Source organism: Clostridium formicaceticum, assembly GCF_001854185.1.
Taxonomy (GTDB): Bacteria; Bacillota; Clostridia; order Peptostreptococcales; family Natronincolaceae; genus Andreesenella; species Andreesenella formicacetica.
The window spans coordinates 2571592-2589752 of the sequence record NZ_CP017603.1 but is presented as its reverse complement, the minus strand read 5'-3'; the positions used below and the strand labels follow the sequence as shown (position 1 = coordinate 2589752).

Annotated in this window: 11 protein-coding genes, 1 tRNA gene and 2 rRNA genes; all 14 read right to left on the bottom strand. The window is 39.9% G+C overall.

All coding sequences use genetic code 11. The features are described 5' to 3' along the window. Nucleotides 1-152 precede the first annotated feature (152 nt). A 23S ribosomal RNA gene (locus tag BJL90_RS11430) occupies nucleotides 153-3215 on the bottom strand. 165 nt (nucleotides 3216-3380) lie between these two features. Continuing rightward, nucleotides 3381-3456, bottom strand: a tRNA-Ala gene (locus BJL90_RS11425). Between the two features lie 183 nt (nucleotides 3457-3639). Beyond that, nucleotides 3640-5169, bottom strand: a 16S ribosomal RNA gene (locus BJL90_RS11420). The 16S and 23S rRNA genes sit together here with 1 tRNA gene alongside, the layout of an rRNA operon. Before the next feature lie 551 nt (nucleotides 5170-5720). Continuing rightward, nucleotides 5721-6632 carry a bifunctional enoyl-CoA hydratase/phosphate acetyltransferase gene (locus BJL90_RS11415; RefSeq protein ID WP_070968052.1) on the bottom strand — a complete coding sequence of 304 codons (912 nt, stop codon included), beginning with the start codon at nucleotides 6630-6632 and terminating at the stop codon, nucleotides 5721-5723. Between the two features lie 278 nt (nucleotides 6633-6910). Next, on the bottom strand, nucleotides 6911-8806 hold the full coding sequence (locus BJL90_RS11410; RefSeq protein WP_070968049.1) for a sigma-54-dependent Fis family transcriptional regulator: 1896 nt from the start codon (nucleotides 8804-8806) through the stop codon (nucleotides 6911-6913). Nucleotides 8807-8834: 28 nt separating this feature from the next. Then, nucleotides 8835-9455, bottom strand: a complete 621-nt coding sequence (gene cobC, locus BJL90_RS11405; protein WP_070968046.1) for an alpha-ribazole phosphatase — start codon at nucleotides 9453-9455, stop codon at nucleotides 8835-8837. Continuing rightward, a complete protein-coding gene (locus BJL90_RS11400; RefSeq protein WP_070968043.1) occupies nucleotides 9452-10591 on the bottom strand; it encodes a DVU_1551 family NTP transferase in 1140 nt (379 codons plus the stop codon). Before BJL90_RS11400 ends, cobC begins: the two co-directional genes overlap by 4 nt. After that, nucleotides 10581-11618: an XdhC family aldehyde oxidoreductase maturation factor gene (locus tag BJL90_RS11395; RefSeq protein ID WP_070968040.1), complete on the bottom strand. Its 1038-nt coding sequence runs from the start codon at nucleotides 11616-11618 to the stop codon at nucleotides 10581-10583. The genes BJL90_RS11400 and BJL90_RS11395 overlap by 11 nt, the downstream gene beginning before the upstream one ends. Then, nucleotides 11615-12946 (bottom strand): DVU_1553 family AMP-dependent CoA ligase, encoded by a 1332-nt coding sequence (locus BJL90_RS11390; protein WP_070968038.1) that lies wholly within the window; start codon nucleotides 12944-12946, stop codon nucleotides 11615-11617. Before BJL90_RS11390 ends, BJL90_RS11395 begins: the two co-directional genes overlap by 4 nt. A gap of 17 nt (nucleotides 12947-12963) precedes the next feature. Then, nucleotides 12964-14310: a radical SAM (seleno)protein TrsS gene (gene trsS / locus BJL90_RS11385; protein WP_070968036.1), complete on the bottom strand. Its 1347-nt coding sequence runs from the start codon at nucleotides 14308-14310 to the stop codon at nucleotides 12964-12966. Next, the gene (locus BJL90_RS11380) at nucleotides 14303-14767 is read right to left on the bottom strand and encodes a DVU_1555 family C-GCAxxG-C-C protein (protein ID WP_236904899.1); all 465 of its coding nucleotides are present in this window, start codon (nucleotides 14765-14767) and stop codon (nucleotides 14303-14305) included. Before BJL90_RS11380 ends, trsS begins: the two co-directional genes overlap by 8 nt. A 39-nt stretch (nucleotides 14768-14806) precedes the next feature. Next, complete coding sequence (gene trsM, locus BJL90_RS11375) at nucleotides 14807-15538, bottom strand: DVU_1556 family methyltransferase (protein WP_070968034.1); 732 nt, start codon at nucleotides 15536-15538, stop codon at nucleotides 14807-14809. A gap of 16 nt (nucleotides 15539-15554) precedes the next feature. Next, nucleotides 15555-15761, bottom strand: coding sequence for a DVU_1557 family redox protein (locus tag BJL90_RS11370; RefSeq protein WP_070968032.1), 207 nt, complete (start codon nucleotides 15759-15761; stop codon nucleotides 15555-15557). After that, on the bottom strand, nucleotides 15758-18046 hold the full coding sequence (locus BJL90_RS11365; RefSeq protein WP_070973177.1) for a pyridine nucleotide-disulfide oxidoreductase/dicluster-binding protein: 2289 nt from the start codon (nucleotides 18044-18046) through the stop codon (nucleotides 15758-15760). Before BJL90_RS11365 ends, BJL90_RS11370 begins: the two co-directional genes overlap by 4 nt. Between the last annotated feature and the right edge of the window lie 115 nt (nucleotides 18047-18161).

Genomic DNA, 18161 nt, shown 5'->3' with positions numbered 1-18161 from the left:
TCCTTTGTTGGTCACTTAGTTAGCGTTTCACGACGAATTTCATTGGGTTTTCTTAATGAAAATCCGTTGGGAATAAGCTAACATCAGCTTATGACCTATGTCTTATTTAATTTGAGGTATTATTCCCTCAAAACTAAACAATGTATGAGTTATTGGTCAAGTCCTCGACCTATTAGTATCGGTCAGCTTAATACATTACTGCACTTACACCTCCGACCTATCTACCAGATAGTCTTTCTGGGGTCTTACTCCTTTCGGATGGGAAATCTTATCTTGAGGGGGGCTTCGTGCTTAGATGCCTTCAGCACTTATCCCTTCCGTACATAGCTACCCAGCGGTGCCTTTGGCAAGACAACTGGTACACCAGCGGTACGTCCATCCCGGTCCTCTCGTACTAAGGACAGCTCCTCTCAAATTTCCTACGCCTGCGACGGATAGGGACCGAACTGTCTCACGACGTTCTGAACCCAGCTCGCGTACCACTTTAATGGGCGAACAGCCCAACCCTTGGGACCTACTTCAGCCCCAGGATGTGATGAGCCGACATCGAGGTGCCAAACCTCCCCGTCGATGTGGACTCTTGGGGGAGATAAGCCTGTTATCCCCGGGGTAGCTTTTATCCGTTGAGCGATGGCCCTTCCACTCGGTACCACCGGATCACTAAGTCCGACTTTCGTCCTTGCTCGACTTGTTGGTCTCGCAATCAAGCTCCCTTATGCCTTTGCACTCTTTGCACGATTTCCGACCGTGCTGAGGGAACCTTTGAGCGCCTCCGTTACTTTTTAGGAGGCGACCGCCCCAGTCAAACTGCCCGCCTGACAGTGTCCCAAAACCGGCTTACGGTTCATGGTTAGAACTTCAGTACTACAAGAGTGGTATCCCAACGTCGACTCCCCCAAGACTGGCGTCCTAGGTTCTAAGTCTCCCACCTATCCTGTACATCTAGTACCAAAATCCAATGTCAAGCTGCAGTAAAGCTCCACGGGGTCTTTCCGTCCTGTCGCAGGTAACCAGCATCTTCACTGGTATTACAATTTCACCGGGTCCATTGTTGAGACAGCGCCCAAATCGTTACGCCTTTCGTGCGGGTCGGAACTTACCCGACAAGGAATTTCGCTACCTTAGGACCGTTATAGTTACGGCCGCCGTTTACTGGGGCTTAAGTTCTGTGCTTCGGTTACCCTAACACTTCCCCTTAACCTTCCAGCACCGGGCAGGCGTCAGCCCCTATACGTCGTCTTTCGACTTTGCAGAGACCTATGTTTTTGCTAAACAGTCGCTTGGGCCTGTTCTCTGCGACCGAAGTGTGCTTACAGCGCAAAAGCCTTCACACCCTTCGGCACCCCTTCTCCCGAAGTTACGGGGTCATTTTGCCGAGTTCCTTAACAATGGTTCTCCCGCTCGTCTTAGGATTCTCTCCTCACCTACCTGTGTCGGTTTGCGGTACGGGCACCTAGTTTCTCAATAGAGGCTTTTCTCGACAGTGTGGAATCAGTTGCTTCGCTACTTGTTTTTCGCTCCCCATCACCTCTCAGGATTATGCTAAAACGGATTTGCCTGTCTTAGCTCCCTACTGGCTTAGACCCACTCAACCAACGGTGGGCTCAACCTATCCTTCTGTGTCACCCCATCTCTCAAACGATTCTAGGTGGTACAGGAATCTCAACCTGTTGTCCATCGCCTACGCATTTCTGCCTCGGCTTAGGTCCCGACTAACCCTGAGCGGACGAACCTTCCTCAGGAAACCTTAGGTTTTCGACGGGTAGGATTCTCACCTACCTCTCGTTACTCATGCCAACATTCTCTCTTCTATGCAGTCCACTACTCCTTTCGGTATAGCTTCAACCCACATAGAATGCTCGCCTACCACGCTGACGTAATCATTGCTACCTTCATAGATACGTTTGAGCTTAAGGTATTTGGCCAAAACTTTATTCTAACCTATCGGTTAGTTTTGGCTTAATGTCCTTTAATTTCTCTTCTATAAAAGTACTAATGATTACGTCAGCATCCATAGCTTCGGTGATACGTTTGAGCCCCGGACATTTTCGGCGCAGAATCACTCGACCAGTGAGCTATTACGCACTCTTTAAATGAGTGGCTGCTTCTAAGCCAACATCCTGGTTGTCTGTGCAACTCCACATCCTTTCCCACTTAACGTATACTTTGGGACCTTAGCTGATGGTCTGGGCTCTTTCCCTCTTGACCACGGATCTTATCACTCGTAGTCTGACTCCTGAAAATAAGTTAACGGCATTCGGAGTTTGATAGGTTTTGGTAACCGGTGAAGGCCCCTAGACCATTCAGTGCTCTACCTCCGTCACTCTCATTTCAAGGCTAGCCCTAAAGCTATTTCGGCGAGAACCAGCTATCTCCGAGCTCGATTGGAATTTCTCCGCTACCCACAGGTCATCCAATGACTTTTCAACGTCAACTGGTTCGGACCTCCACGAAATTTTACTTCCGCTTCATCCTGCCCATGGGTAGATCGCACGGTTTCGGGTCTATAGCATGTAACTTGTCGCCCTATTAAGACTCGGTTTCCCTTCGGCTCCGTACCTTCAGTACTTAACCTTGCTACATACCATAACTCGTTGGCCCGTTCTACAAAAAGTACGCGGTCACACATATAAAGTGCTTCCACAGCTTGTAGGCAAAAGGTTTCAGGTTCTTTTTCACTCCCCTCCCGGGGTTCTTTTCACCTTTCCCTCACGGTACTATGCGCTATCGGTCACTAGGTAGTATTTAGCCTTGGGGGGTGGTCCCCCCTGCTTCCCACAGGGTTTCACGTGTCCCGTGGTACTCTGGATCATCCTCAAAGACCTTCAAAGTTTCGCTTACGGGACTTTTACCCTCTATGGTGGAGTTTTCCAACTCTCTTCAACTACTTTTATTCGCCCTCTATAAAGATGTCCGCAACCCCAAAAACTTAAGTCTTTGGTTTGGGCTCTTCCCCTTTCGCTCGCCGCTACTGAGGGAATCGATTTTTCTTTCTCTTCCTCGGGGTACTTAGATGTTTCAGTTCCCCCGGTCTACCTTCTATTACCTATGAATTCAGTAATAGATACTTGGACATTACCCCAAGTGGGTTTCCCCATTCGGACATCCACGGATCAAAACCTGCTTGCGGTTCCCCGTGGCTTTTCGCAGCTTACCACGTCCTTCTTCGGCTCCTAGTGCCAAGGCATCCACCCTTTGCCCTTAATAACTTGACCTTTAGTGAATTACTTCAGCTTTTTTCTTTCTCATAACATTCTCATAACATTGTTTAGTTTTCAAAGAACAATTTAGAACAATTTAAGAATCGTCAAGAATATTATTCTATCAAATTCTTTTCCTTTTGTCAATCTTTTTAACATGGTACTTTCTACCATGTTCTTTGGTGGAGACGAGGAGAGTCGAACTCCTGACCCCCTGCTTGCAAGGCAGGTGCTCTCCCAACTGAGCTACGCCCCCACTTTGTTTGTAAAGGATGTTAAAAATTCTTCCATTCATTTTTTGTTGGTTTAAAACCATTGTCGTGAATTACAGAATTTTTAACTAAGCGACTAACACAAAATCTAAGATTTTGGTTGTCTGCTTATTGAGAAACAAAAGTCCCTCAAAATTAAACAGTATAGTAAAAGCCTTTCTCCTTAGAAAGGAGGTGATCCAGCCGCACCTTCCGATACGGCTACCTTGTTACGACTTCACCCCAGTCATCGGCTTCACCTTCGACAGCTCTCTCCTTTCGGTTAAAGTAGCTGGCTTCGGGCGCTTCCGACTCCCATGGTGTGACGGGCGGTGTGTACAAGACCCGGGAACGCATTCACCGCGACATTCTGATTCGCGATTACTAGCAACTCCAACTTCATGTGGGCGAGTTTCAGCCCACAATCCGAACTGAGACCGACTTTATGAGATTCGCTCCAGATTACTCCTTCGCTGCCCTTTGTATCGGCCATTGTAGCACGTGTGTAGCCCTGAACATAAGGGGCATGATGATTTGACGTCATCCCCACCTTCCTCCGAGTTGTCCCCGGCAGTCTCTCTAGAGTGCCCATCCGAAATGCTGGCAACTAAAGACAAGGGTTGCGCTCGTTGCGGGACTTAACCCAACATCTCACGACACGAGCTGACGACAACCATGCACCACCTGTCACTTCTGTCCCCGAAGGGAAAGCTTCTGTTAAAAAGCGGTCATAAGGATGTCAAGTCCAGGTAAGGTTCTTCGCGTTGCTTCGAATTAAACCACATGCTCCGCTGCTTGTGCGGGTCCCCGTCAATTCCTTTGAGTTTCACACTTGCGTGCGTACTCCCCAGGCGGAGTGCTTAATGCGTTAGCTGCGGCACTGAGGTTTGACCCCCAACACCTAGCACTCATCGTTTACGGCGTGGACTACCAGGGTATCTAATCCTGTTCGCTCCCCACGCTTTCGTGCCTCAGCGTCAGTTACAGTCCAGAGAGTCGCCTTCGCCACTGGTGTTCCTCCTAATATCTACGCATTTCACCGCTACACTAGGAATTCCACTCTCCTCTCCTGCACTCAAGCCAATAAGTTTCCAAGGCTTACTACGGTTGAGCCGTAGCCTTTCACCCTAGACTTTATTGGCCGCCTACGCACCCTTTACGCCCAGTGATTCCGGATAACGCTTGCCCCCTACGTATTACCGCGGCTGCTGGCACGTAGTTAGCCGGGGCTTCCTCCCGAGGTACCGTCATTTTTCTTCCCTCGAAACAGAGCTTTACGACCCGAAGGCCTTCTTCGCTCACGCGGCGTCGCTGCATCAGGGTTTCCCCCATTGTGCAATATCCCCCACTGCTGCCTCCCGTAGGAGTCTGGACCGTGTCTCAGTTCCAGTGTGGCCGGTCACCCTCTCAGGTCGGCTACTGATCGTCGCCTTGGTAGGCCTTTACCCCACCAACTAGCTAATCAGACGCGGGCCCATCTTGTACCAATAAATCTTTGGCTATTCTAAGATGCCTTAAAATAGCTTTATGCGGTATTAGCAATCGTTTCCGACTGTTATCCCCCTGTACAAGGTAGGTTACCCACGCGTTACTCACCCGTCCGCCGCTAACCTCATCATCTTCCACCCGAAGGCTTCCGATAAATCGGTTCGCTCGACTTGCATGTGTTAGGCACGCCGCCAGCGTTCATCCTGAGCCAGGATCAAACTCTTAATAAAAGTATTGTAACCAAAATCTTTGATTTTGTGTTAGCTACTTTGTTAGAAATTTTATGTTTCGTTTCCTTTGGTTTTTTATCACTAAAGGAAACATAAAATTTATAACTTCCTTAATTTCTTACCTTCTAAAAATTCATCAGAATCTTTCAGGTTGCTGGCTTAATATCTATACTGTTTAATTTTCAAAGACCTTTTTTTCTGCCGCCCTCGTTTGGCGACTTAACTACTATATCATACTTCGCTATCTTATGTCAACACTTTTTTAAAAAATTTCTTTTTCATCTGTGTCGAACTTTCTTCTTTCTCGTTGCCCTTTACTGCAACGACCTTTATCACTATACCAAAATCATTTACATATGTCAATAGATTATTTTATGTTTTTTTTTTGCTCTTTTTATCTTAAAAGCAATCGCTATGCATGCGCTAATAGCAGTAATCATAGTATCTTATAGTGACAAATTAGAATTTGTCACTATATTTACTCACTAAAATATAGTATGGCAACTTTTCTTTGTTTGTATACATCACATAAAAATATAAAATATCAAAACCTATTTATTAGAAGCTGCAATAACACTTCCCAAAGCAATAGAATATAGTTTTGTTTCAGCATCATCAGCTCTAGAAACCAAAACCACCGGTGCCTTAGCCCCCATAATAATTCCTGCTGATTTAGCCTTTGCCATATAGGTCAGTGCTTTTCCAATACCATTTCCTACTTCGATAGTAGGAACCAATAATATATCCGCATCTCCTGCCACTGGACTACTAAAACCTTTTATTTTAGCAGCATCTTTAGAAACAGCTAGGTCAAAGGAGATAGGCCCCTCCACTATAGCACCTTTTCCGAAGTAATCCTTCTTAGCTAGTTCCTTCAGCGCCTCTGCATCTACTGTAGCTTGCATTTTGTTACTTACCTTTTCTTTAGCGGCTAAACAAGCGACTTTTATCTTCTGTACACCTGTTGCTTTCGCTGAGACAATAGCATTCTTTAAAATGCTCTTTTTTTCTTCTAATGTAGGTGTAATATTCATCCCACCGTCAGTTAAAAAAAGTAGTTTATGATACGTCGGCACTTCGTACACCATAACATGACTTAATAGGTTTTCTGTTCTTAATCCTACTTCCTTATCTAATACCGCTTTTAAAAGAATAGATGTGTCCAGTATCCCCTTCATAACAAAGTCAGCTTTGCCAGTAGACACCATTTTCACTGCTTCTAAAGCCGCTTCCATCAAGTCAGGCATATGAATCACTGTAAATGAACTTAAATCTACCTCTAAAGCTTTGGCCATAGCTGTTATTTTATTTTGATCGCCAATTAAAATTGCTTCTATAATCTTCTTGCTTTGTGCTTCTGCTACTGCCTGAAGTACATCTTTATCTTCAGCAGCCGCTACCACCAACCTCATTTTTGACTGTTTTTGGGCAGCTTTTACGATGTCATTTAAGTTCTTAATCATGGAATCACCCCATTTATATTCATTTTGTCTATGTTTTTTAGATTTTAGTAATTATTAAGTGATTCTATATCTATTTTTATTTTCCTGCTGCAATTCTAACTGCAATTCTAAAAAGTTGTTTTGGAAAATCAAGTTGATATAAATACGAAACCAACCAAAACACAAACTTTTTATAAACAGGATAACTAATTCTAATTATCTTTAGTCTTCCACTTTAATTTTAAAATATTATCTTTCAAACTTTGTTACTACATGTTTCTTAATGAACTATAAACCATTTAATTTAAATTATATTTATTTATCTTATTATATAGGGTATTTCTTCGAATTCCTAAGGTTTTTGCAGCCTGAGAGACGTTTCCTTTGCAAATGTTAAGTACCTTAATTAGGTGGTCTTTTTCTATCTCCTCTAACTTTAAACTTTCGCTGCTTGTCTGACTTAGCCAATTTTGATCAACCTGCATCTCATTATGTTGAGAAGAAGTCATAACAGGAAAATTTTCTGTATTAATAATAAGTTCTACTACATTTTCAAGTTCACGAACATTTCCTGGCCAATTATAGTTAATTAGATGTTGAATATATTCATCAGGAATTTCTACTTCTTTTTTATTCAGGCTTTTCGATAGGGATTTCATAAAGTATCTTGTTAGAGGAACAATATCCTCTATACGTTTTCTTAAAGGGGGCAAATTCAATGGCAAAACATTTAATCTATAATAAAGATCTTTTCTGAATCTATTTTCCTCCACCTCTCGTCTAAGATTTTTATTGGTAGCTGCAATAACACGAACATCTACGTACATTGATTTAGAGCTTCCAATACGAGTAATCATCCCCTCTTGAATCACTCTTAAAAGCTTTGTCTGCATTTCAAGAGGCATTTCACCAATTTCATCTAAAAATATAGTTCCGCCATTAGCTATTTCAAATTTTCCATTACTCCCACCTTTTTTTGCTCCAGTAAAAGAACCTTCTTCATAGCCAAATAACTCCGCCTCAATTAGCTCTTTTGGAATAGCACCACAATTTAGCGCCACAAAAGGTTCATCCATTCTTCTACTATAATTGTGAATAGATTGGGCAAATAACTCTTTTCCTGTACCACTTTCCCCTGTAATCAGTATGGTAGACTTGCTATCAGAAATTTTCTTTGCATATTGAATAATATTCCTAAAGTCTTGATTTTCAGTTACAATTTTATCAAAGGTATAAATCGCCCTTCCTTCCTCCAACTTATTAGCAAGCTTTCTAGGTTTTTTTACCTCTTGGAAAATAAAAGTAATCTCCATGATATTTTCGTCAGAATTATAGGCTGGATGAGCTGTAATATCAAATAAAATTTTATTGTTCAAACCATAGATAAGTTGGTCTTTTTCACAGTAACTTTTTCCTGAATAAATCGCTTTTTTAATCTTTTCCCAATTTTCAACAAGATCTTTTAAACTTTTTCGTTTTAGTTCGTATTCTATATAGCCAAACATCTCAACAGCTTTTTTATTGGCAGATAAGACTTTACCATTCACATCTGTGGTAATAATTCCTACCGGAATTGAATCAAATACCAACTTCATTTGTCTTTGGGTCATACAACTGGTCTTGCTATACTGTTTCACTTTTAACATTTCTTCAATAGCATTGGAGGCTGCAATCACCATACCTAGTGTATGTAAATGTGCATCTTCCATATATCCAGTTAAATTGAGAATGCCAATTACGTTCCCATAAATATCTTTTATAGGTGCTGCAGAGCATGTCCACTTATGGTATGCCTTAATGTAATGTTCTTTACCTGACATCTGTATAGGCACTTTTTCTTTTATGATAATGGCCATTGCATTGGTTCCAATATTTTCTTCATTCATATAAGCCCCCGGAATCATTTTCATTTCAAATGCCTCAGAAAGAATCTCATCATCTCCTAAGGCATTTAATATGCATCCTTCCCCATCTGTTAGAAGGGCAAAAAAGCTTGAACCTTTAACAAATTCATTCAATTGTTCCATGTAGGGCTTAGCCGTTAATATTAAATCTTTGTTATAACTTAGTTTATTTTGTAATTCAAAACCGCTAATCACCGTCTTACTAGCAACCTGATTTATATCAACACCTAATTTTTTACATCTCGCATGGGATCTCTCGATAATAGGTTTTAAAGTATTTTTATCCAACATAAGTTGTCCCCCTCAATCAATATTTTCTCTATGGACCACCATGACAAACATAATTCATTTTTTTTATATGAAGCTTATGATTTTTTCCAACAATAATTTCGTTTAGACAACCATAGTCCTGCTTAATTTTAAAAAGATTTTTTAGACATGCATTTAATAGATTACATAATATGATGCGATTTACTCCTGCATGTGCTACAATGAGTATATTTCCTTGCATGTTATGGAGAATTTCTTGAAATGTCTTCATCACCCTTAAGTTAAGGTCCCAAAAGCTTTCCCCTTCTGGAGGTCGAAAATGAACAAGATCTTTACCCCTTTTTTTAAACTGTTCTGGGTATAGTTTTTGGATCTCATCAAAGCTTTTGTTTTCCCACCGTCCCATATGAATCTCCCGCAGGCCCTTTTCTATAACCCTTGTGACTTCTTCTTTTTTATTTTTAAGAATAATTTTAGCAGTGTTTTGACAACGATCTAAATCGCTGCAATACACTTTTTCTAATTGAATCTCGTCGAAAAACAGACCTAACTGCTGGGCTTGTTGGACGCCCTGTTTGCTCAAAGGCAAGTTTGTTGTACCAATATAACATTTCCTTCCTTGCAATCCAATATCTCCGTGTCGAATCAGGTAAATGTTTTTATGCTTCATTTACTTTCACCTTGCTGATCAAAAGCAATTATTCTTTCTTCCGATAATCCCGTTATTTTTATAATCTTATTTAGAATATGTCCAGCTTCCTTGAGTCTTCTCTCTATATGTTTAAAAGCCTGTGGTTGATGACAATACTTTTCATAAGATAAACGCAACCTGTCTTCTAGAGAAACGATGTTACACTTATTCACCATTTTATCAGCTAAATAAATAATTTCTTCTTCTGTTATATTTTCACAGTCCTTTGTCTCTATTTCCATATGAGCAGCAATGACCTTAGCCACCTGAGGATAACCTAAATTCATTAGAATTTCTCCTCCAGCCTCGGCATGGCAGGGTCTTCCTTTAGCGATATCATGCAGCATACCAGAGGCCCTTAGCAAATCTCTATTGAAGTTATAACCTTTTTCATTTAATGCTTTACCTATACTGCAGGCAAGCATAGCTACTTTTTCTCCATGCTGCAAAATATGCATTGGTGTACCAAATTTTTTTAAAATTGCTCTACATTCCGCTTCATTGGGTATACTCCTAGCTAAATAATATTCCAGCAGATTTACATAGTCATCCTGTGTATCCATATCCATGGTAATGCCTGCATCAACCACTTCTATTTTCGCTGTATCCCTTTCGTAATTTTCAAGAAGACTTCTTAACCCTCCAGGTAAATTATTGGCTATAATGGCTTCTTTATATTTCGTAGAAATCAAAGGAGGATGTCCTTTGATATCGTTAAATACAGGATAAACGATTCCTGCCTGTGTTTCATCATAGCATGTCATTATCTCCTGGAGCGTTCTTGATTTAATGAGGGGTATATCTACCGGTAAAAGAAAGAAAGCCTTTATTTTTTCACTTAAGTTAGTGACTCCTTTTACGATAGAAGAATACATCCCTTTCATATACTGTTCATTCACCAACAACTGAATTGAGGTAGTATCTAGGGTATCTGCTATTCTTTCCCATTGATAGCCAGTGACCACAAGTATTTCTTGAATGCCAGCTTGCTGCATACTGGTGACAGCCATTTCTACTGCTGTTTTTTTCCCGATCTTTAATAGAGGTTTAAAGATTTTCATGCGTGAGGAAAGCCCTGCTGCAATTATAATAGCACCTATTTGATTACGCATCATGAGGCTGCCTTCTTACTTTAATAAGCTCTGCAGCAATGCTTACAGCAATTTCTTCAGGGGTTTCAGCAAAAATTTTTATTCCGATTGGAGCATAAACTCTTTCGATATCGGAACTTGCATAACCTTCCTCCAACAGTTCTTTAAGAATAATATTGGTTTTGGTGCGACTTCCAATCATCCCAATATACTTGGCATTTGTTTTCAGCAGCTGAGCCAATACAACCTTATCATATAAATGTCCTCTTGTTACTATTATAGCATAACTGCGATTGTCAATTTCAATCGTATCTAATATATTATTCAAGGAGTCCACGACACAAACTTCATCAGCTGTAGGAAACCTCTTTTTATTAGCAAATTCTTCACGATCATCTACAACAATCGTCCTAAAATCCAGCATTTTCGTTACTTCTGCCACTGCTTTTCCTACATGTCCTGCCCCAAGGATTATCACCTTTTCATGACTACAAAAAGGTTCGACGATATAGATATCCTTATTATGTTCTATAATTTTTATATCTTCGCCACAAGAAGCTTGTGTAACCTCTTTTGGAATACCCCACCCTTCATAGCAAGCCTCCTTTTGGATATAAATCCACTTTTCAGATGTAGACCCTGCACTATCATCTGCTAGTTTTGTTAAAATTGTAAAATTCTTCTGTTCTTTTACTAGTTTAATAGCTTGAAGAAAAATTTGAAAAACAGCTTCATTGGATAAGTCTATAAATTCTATCAGCATCTTCACATGTCCGCCACAAACCATGCCGATAGAAGACGCATCTTTGCTGGATAAACTAAAGTCATGTAATGTAGTTTTTTTATCTTGAAAAGTTTCCTTTGCCAATTGAATAGTTAATGCCTCAATTTTTCCTCCCCCCACTGTTCCAAAAATGGATCCATCTCTCCGTATTACCATTTTACTACCTTTTCCTCTAGGGGTAGAACCATCCATATCAACAATCGTAGCCAACACAAAATTTTCTCTCTCATCTACCATTTGCATCAATTGGTTTAAAATTTCCATCATATACTTAACCCCTCCTTTGTGTGCTGCTTTATTTTTCTTTTAGCTCTTCCATCCTTCATATACGTATCCCGCTTGCTAATACTTGGGAACTTCATTTTATTACTAGTAATTCCTTTCTGGATAACAGGAATTTTTCTTAAGGCTTCTTTCACGTCTCTTTGAAGAACATCAAAATGATCTGTTTTTGTTTTTATATGAATATGCAATTCAATCATATCTTCATTATCATTATCCACAAAAACATCATAATCCAGCACTTCATCAAATCCAAAAATTACCTCATCCAACTGACCAATATCCAAAAACCGCCCATCTTGAATCTCTACTAAATCATCCCATCTGCCCATCACCTTATCGAGTCTTTTTAGTATACTGCCGCAGGGACAGGGTTCCTGAATAAAGCGTGCAATATCCCCCGTCCGATACCGTATTAGAGGCATTCCTTCTCTGGTTAAGGTGGTAAAAACAACTTCTCCCCATTCTCCATCAGCAACGACCTTTCCCGTATAAGGATCTATTACCTCGAAGTATAAATCAGCTTCCCTAAGGTGATAACCGTCTAATGCTTCGCATTCTACCCCACCCCCTAAACCCATTTCCGTCATACCATAGTGGGTAAAAACCTTACATCTCCAATTCTCCTGCAGGACTTTTTTTGTCACTTCGGGAACATAATCCGCAGTTAACAGGCATTTTCGCATCGTGGAAAGCTTATTTCGACATCTAGCAAGCATCAAAACCTGTACAGGGAGTCCTACGAGACAGTTAATTTTTTTTTCTTCTATCAAGGTAAATATTCTTTCAGGATCATCTACAAATCCATAGATATAAGCCTTTACATGAATTCCTTCCAATGCTTTTTTTAATAAATCCCCCACACTTCCTGGCTGCTGACCAGGAAGCAAAATCAAAACCCGATCTCCTCCCTTAACAAGATTAGACATACCAACAGCAAAAAAGTCCACGATAAGCTTCTGATCATTTTGAGTAAAATAAATACGTTTCGATGCTCCTGATGTTCCTGAAGTATTTAGGGTAACAATCCGCTGTATTTCATCTTGAGATACACAAAGAAAGTTTAGGGGATTCTCTTGAAGATCCCCTGCAGTAGTAAAAGGTATACTTTGAAAATCTTCAAAAGAATCCATGCTTTTTAAAGAAACCTTTGATAAGTGTTTTCTATAAAATATACTGTTTTGCTGAGCAAGTTGGATGGTTTCTCGAAGCTTTTCCAATTGATAAGCCTCAATATATTTTTTTGCTCCTTCAGGCGTTCCTTCATAATCCATTTTTCTAAATAACCAAGATTCCAAAGACGTTTTTTTCATCTCGTCCTCCCCATCTCTTAATAAAATGATTTTCCATGACTATTCGTTAAATAGTAAATACAGAAAGGAACAAGCTGTCCCTTAGCAGTAACCACATGAATGCAACAATCCCTTACTCTTTCCAAATCTAAATTCCATACATCCTGAAAAGTCATGCCCGAAATCGTAAAGGAGTGTCGTCTAAGGTCTGTAAGCATTTCATCCCAACCAGAAGACTCTTCCACTTTTTCAGGTAATTCTGCTGTTGGTGAAGACCAAGTTCTTAAAACAGCTTCCTTTGCTTTTCTTGCTCCTTCTTCAGCCTTGATTGTTTTGCTACAGCAAGAAGAAGTGTTCTGCGTTAGCGTAATAATCTTCTGATCAGGTCGATAAATATAATTGCCATGAAAGGAGCAAAAAGAATTTTCACATCCTGGCGGTTTGAAACTGTCTGCCTTTATCAGTCCATCCGTCTGTTTTTCAATCTCCCGTATCACCTCTGGTATCGTCAATCTATTTGATACAGCCCCATCGCTGGGAATTTTGCCAAAATAACTAACCGGCTGAAAATGAATACCTCGGACGGTAGGGGTATATGCCAAAGCAAATTTAATCATTTCCCCTATATGATGCGTATTTATTTCTGGTACCAGCGTCGGCACCAAAACTACCCCAACTTGATGTTTTTGGCAATTTTCTATTGCTTGTTTTTTTAGATCAAATAACTTTCTTCCTCGAAGTCTTGTATACACCTGATCACATGTACTATCAAACTGTAGATAAATAGAATCTAAACCTGCCTCTTTTAACTTTTTAAGATAGGCTTCATCCTGTGCAATCCGAATACCATTGGTATTCACTTGAATCAAAAACAAGTTTTTAGAACGTCCCATTTTTATGATCTCTGCTAAATCTTCTCGTAAAGTAGGTTCTCCCCCTGATAGCTGAAGATTGCAGCGTATCCCTCTACTTAATAATCTATCAAACCTTTCCTCAATCATTTTTATATCAGGATCTTCTGCTTCTTCTATCTCCGCCTGTGCAAAACAATAGCTGCAGCTTAAATTGCATCTATTCGTAACTTCAATTAAAGCTGTACAGGTTTCCTGACGATGATGCATACATAAGCCACAATCATAGGGACAACCTTTTTCAACCAAATTATCATGTAGATCAGGCATTCTAGAGGTTTTTTTTCGCATCCACTGTCTTATATCTGGCTTTCCCTTCCAAATCAGGGTTTTAAATTTCCCATGTTTCGGGCAAGATTTTTCTAAAAAAACTTGGGGCTCATCTCGGGTGTACATTACTTTTTGGGCTGGAATCTTTTTAAAACAGATGGGACATAGACTTTCTGTATCTGCTATTTTATCTATTTTATTCATCGTCTCTATCACCCAGTTCAAAACCAAATTGTTCTAGTATTTCCATTACCTTATAATAGCTTTGAAGAAGACTTTTACCGCATTTTACTGGATAGCTTTCTTCACCTGTTTCGTCGCTAATCACTTGATAACCTACAATATCAATACAATCTGTGCTTTTAAATTCTTCTTCAAACCATGCTACAAACTCCTTAACCATTTTAGTAAAACTTTCATTTCTATATTCTGTGTCCTTTCCTTTACCTCCATAAAGGCCCAAAACAGAAAGACCGCCTAGTAAAATGCCGCAAGACTTTCCAGATAGCCCTACGCCACCACACATACTATTCATTGCCCTAACCAAATCGGGGTTTTCTTTACCTTCTTTTCTTAAAGCCAAAATAACAAAAATCTGACTACAACAAAATCCCTGTGCAGATAACTGAAAAATCTCAAAGGCTTCATTATTCATTTCCATCTTTTTGATTCCTCCTTTACTATATCTAAGTGTTAAAGATTAATTTTTTTGTAGAATCATTAAGAAATATCCGGGTTTACATTTCTTCACAGTCTCATGTACCATGGATAAGTCTGTACCGCAACATGCTGTAGCTTTTTTCCAAAACATTTCCATGGTTCCATAGGTAAGCACCATATTGACCATCATCTGCTTTAAAGATGCTGTATGATCTTCAAAGAAGACTTCTTTAAAACCAAATTTTTTTAATGTCTCCTTCAGCATTGGGAGATCAAACATTCCCCGTATACAGCTTTGTAATTTTGTTTTTTGTAATGCCGTTACCCACTTTGCTTCCTGTGCATACACATCAGAAATCACCCATAGTCCCTTTGATTTTAGCACCCTATAAACTTCTGCCACTGCTCCCTCTAAGTCCTCCATCAACGAAAGGGTACACTCATTAAAGACGCCCTCCATCATCTCATCAGAAAAAGGAAGTTTCTCTCCTCTTCCCTTTAATAGCGTTATATTTGGATGCTTCAACCTTCCCTCACTTAGCAACAGTTCAGAAGGATCAATCCCCATTGCATCAAATCCATACTTTTCCTTCAAGTAGGCAACTGTTGTTCCTATGCCACAACCAATGTCTAAGATAGGACTTTCTTTTGAAAAAGCGCAATACTTCGCAGCTTTATCTGTCAAATCCAGTCCCCCTGGCCTTATGACATCTCCAGCCACTTGTCTTATGGCAGTGCTTTCGTAAACCTTCTGGCCACCCAAAGTAGTCATTTTTACATCTCTCCTATCACTTATCCTCTAGAATTTTTTCAACCTCCAACATCTTCCCAGTGGCTAAATCTTCCGAAATCAAAACTTTATCACAACAGCTACACTTCAATAATTCCACGTCATATTTCCCATTGAGGTAGGTGATTTTTACCTTAGACAATTCCATTTTTCCCCCACATTTGCATAACCACTTGTTTTCAGCAGTGTTTTCCTGTGTTTTCATTCCTTTTCCTCCATTATCTCCATCCTGTGACTATAGGCATTATGAACGATATAGTCCTCTGCATTTATTTCATATTCCACCCAATAGGTAACATTAATAAACCGTTTTGATGCAAGAAAATGACCGTTTTCTGCATGGATAAACTTACAGTCTGTGCTCTCCGCCTCCTGTATCACCTGTTGTATATCCTTCATCAAAATAAGACGTTTTTCCATTTTTTCCTTGGCTTCTGGGGTCAAACAAATTTTCATCGTAAAATCCTCATCCATCGTTATTTCTTCACCCCACAATTCCTTTAATAATTTTATTTTTAGATAGGTGCGATTGGCATGTCTTTCCGAAAGTGTTGGTCCTTTTTTTGAAACGAGAAGGTTTAGGTCATCACCATAAATCAAATCTAATAAGTGTAAGATACGTTTACCTTTGCTTGAAAATAAGTCCCTGCACATAGAACAATAGGCTATATAATCCTTGGAGCTTTCAGCAATACGACCTTCTATAACAGCCTCCGCAATTTCTCTATTGGCAAAATACGTAAGGCCTCCATAACCACAGCATTTTGTCTTTTCCTTGCTATATTTTAGTTCCTCTACCTTATATCCAAGTTTTTCTATCAGTTCCCGTACGCTTTTGTGAAGCGCTGCATTATCTCGCGTAGTGCAGGCATCATGAATAGCAAAAGATAAGTTTTTATCCTGTTGCTGCGACGTTGAGGTAGGTAAACCTTCTTTGTTCATTACTTCCCATAGAGATAGGATCTTGATTTCTGGCAAATAATTTTTCATCATAAAATTACATGTAGAACAGGCAACAATCATTGTAGGTTTTCCCATAGAGATCCATTTTTCTTTTATCTCTTCTAAGGTTTTTTTAAATAAATCCTCTCGCCCCGCCCACTCTGCAGGCGCCCCGCAGCAATCCAACATCAACCCTACCCCATCAGTAAACTTCTCTATTAAATACTGATAGGTTTTTTCAACATATTCAGGAGCAGATGCGCTTAGCTGACAGCCAGGAAAATAAAGGTACTTACTGCTAGTTTTACCCGGTTGATGCTTCAGAAGAGTAAACTTTTCGCTGGTGTTAAAGGCAAAATCTCTTAAAGCAAATTCATGAGCAGATGGAGGCATCCTATCTTTTTCCATCATGCGAACTCTTGTTTCTCTAAATAGCTCCCTCATATTTAAATCCGTAGGACATACCTCTCCACATAATCCACACAGACTACATGAATTAATCAAAGTGTTTGCTGCTCTTTTACCCATAACAAGGGCTTCGTTATTATAGATCTGACGAATATATTTTTTAGGATAGCTTCCAAATTTCTCAAGGAATACACAACCTTTTGTACATTCCAAACAGGCACACTGAATACACCTTTGTGCCTCTAAAGCCCCTTCCTCTGCCGAATACCCTGCAGGATCTGCCATAGCTACAATAGGAACTGACTTTACTCCTTCTATATTCACAATCAGTTCCGTTTCATAGGCGCCTTCACCATCCCTAGAAGCCTTTAATGAAACTTTGCTCAAGTATCTATCTATAGAAACAGCACTTCTTCTTCCTGTAGCAAAGGATTCAATGATGGACTTTTTATTTTCTTCCACTAAACACCCCCCTGCAAACACTGCTGGATGTTGGGTTTCAAAAGTAATAGGGTTAATTTCCAATCCACCTGGCCAAGTACCTGTTCCTAGGTACAAAGCATCATACTCCTTCATCAATTTTTCCAATTTTTCTTGATCCACAAAAGTATTAAGCTGCACTTCAATACCCATTTTAGGGATGATGCTAAGTTCTTCTTCAATAATGACTTTTGGCAGGACTTTTTCAGGATGGTCCCATAGTCTTCCTCCAAGTCGATGGCTTTTCTCTAGAATTGCTACATAATAGCCCTTTTTCCTTAGATCAAGAGCAGTAGTCAAACCGCTGATTCCCCCGCCTATTACTACTGCTTTTTTGTCCTTTTTTGGCAAAAATGCAGGAACAGATACTTTGGCAGAACCCTCTTGCACTATTACTTTTTCAAGAAAAGATATCTGAATAGGACCTCCGATTTTATTACGGACACATTTATTTTCACAGGGATGATCACAAATCCTTGCGATAATTTTGGGGAAAGGCATCTTTTTTTGCATCGTTTTATAAGCAGCCTTCCAATCCTTTTTAGCAGCTTGCATAACAAATGTTTTTACATCAACATGTAGAGGACATTGTGCCACACAAGAGGGAGCATTGTCCTGAATGCACCAATTTTCATGACTTAGCAATTTTTCTAAATCCATCTTTTCCTTGAAACCTCCCTTCCCTTCAAAATTCAACAGGCAAAGGGAATCCGGCATCATGCCATAGATTCCCTGCAAATTTTATTTTAAAAAATGATTACTTTCCTAATGTTTT